The 1,634-nt window shown below is 48.0% G+C and carries 1 rRNA gene; it reads left to right on the top strand.

Annotated elements, in window-relative coordinates:
• Positions 1-138: 138 nt before the first annotated feature.
• A 23S ribosomal RNA gene (locus FC30_RS02210) occupies positions 139-1,634 on the top strand; the annotation flags it as partial.

The following is a 1,634-nucleotide window of genomic DNA, read 5'->3' as shown; positions in this document are numbered from 1 at the left end:
TCAAACTTGTTCTTTGAAAACTAGATAATATCTTTTATTTCTTTGTTAATTAAAATAACCGAGAACACCGCGTTTTAAAGAGTTTAAAATATTAATGTTTAATCGCTAAACTCATAACCATTATCGTAAGATAATATAGGTTAAGTTATTAAGGGCGCATGGTGGATGCCTTGGCACTAGGAGCCGATGAAGGACGTGACTAACTGCGATAAGCTTCGGGGAGTTGTAAGTAAACTGTGATCCGGAGATTTCCGAATGGGGAAACCCAGCAGGAGTAAAGGCCTGTTATCACTGAGTGAATACATAGCTCAGTTGAAGGTAGACGTGGGGAACTGAAACATCTAAGTACCCATAGGAAGAGAAAGAAAATTCGATTCCCTGAGTAGCGGCGAGCGAAAAGGGAACAGCCCAAACCAAGAAGCTTGCTTCTTGGGGTTGTAGGACTGGACATTTGAGTTACCAAGAAACGAAGTAGTTGAATGATTTGGGAAGATCAGCCAGAGAAGGTGATAGCCCTGTAAGCGAAACTTCGTTTCCTCAGCCCAGTATCCTGAGTACGGCGGAACACGTGAAACTCCGTCGGAATCCGGGAGGACCATCTCCCAAGGCTAAATACTCCCTAGTGACCGATAGTGAACCAGTACCGTGAGGGAAAGGTGAAAAGCACCCCGGGAGGGGAGTGAAATAGCTCCTGAAACCATGTGCCTACAAGTAGTCAGAGCCCGTTAATGGGTGATGGCGTGCCTTTTGTAGAATGAACCGGCGAGTTACGTTAGCGTGCGAGGTTAAGGCGCAAAGGCCGGAGCCGTAGCGAAAGCGAGTCTGAATAGGGCGAATGAGTACGTTGACGTAGACCCGAAACCAGGTGACCTACCCATGTCCAGGTTGAAGGTGCGGTAAGACGCACTGGAGGACCGAACCCGTGTATGTTGAAAAATGCTGGGATGAGGTGTGGGTAGAGGTGAAATTCCAAACGAACTTGGAGATAGCTGGTTCTCTCCGAAATAGCTTTAGGGCTAGCCTCGGAGTTAAGGATCGTGGAGGTAGAGCACTGTTTGGACTAGGGGCCCGTCTTGGGTTACTGAATTCAGATAAACTCCGAATGCCACAGATCTATATCCGGGAGTCAGACTGCGAGTGATAAGATCCGTAGTCGAAAGGGAAACAGCCCAGACCACCGATTAAGGTCCCTAAATATGTGTTAAGTGGAAAAGGATGTGGAATTGCACAGACAACTAGGATGTTGGCTTAGAAGCAGCCACCATTTAAAGAGTGCGTAATAGCTCACTAGTCGAGTGATCCTGCGCCGAAAATGTAACGGGGCTAAACACATTACCGAAATCGTGGATGCAACTATGTTGCATGGTAGGAGAGCGTTCTAAGGGCGATGAAGCTAGACCGTAAGGACTGGTGGAGCGCTTAGAAGTGAGAATGCCGGTATGAGTAGCGAAAGATCAGTGAGAATCTGGTCCACCGTATGACTAAGGTTTCCTGGGGAAGGCTCGTCCTCCCAGGGTTAGTCGGGACCTAAGCCGAGGCCGAGAGGCGTAGGCGATGGATAACAGGTTGAGATTCCTGTACTGGTTTGATTTGTTTGAACGATGGAGGGACGCAGGAGGCTAGAGATGCGTGCT

It is taken from the genome of Ligilactobacillus animalis KCTC 3501 = DSM 20602 (assembly GCF_001434535.1).
Classification (GTDB): Bacteria; Bacillota; Bacilli; order Lactobacillales; family Lactobacillaceae; genus Ligilactobacillus; species Ligilactobacillus animalis.
Note: the sequence above shows the minus strand (reverse complement) of the source record. Positions and strands in the feature narration are given on the sequence as shown.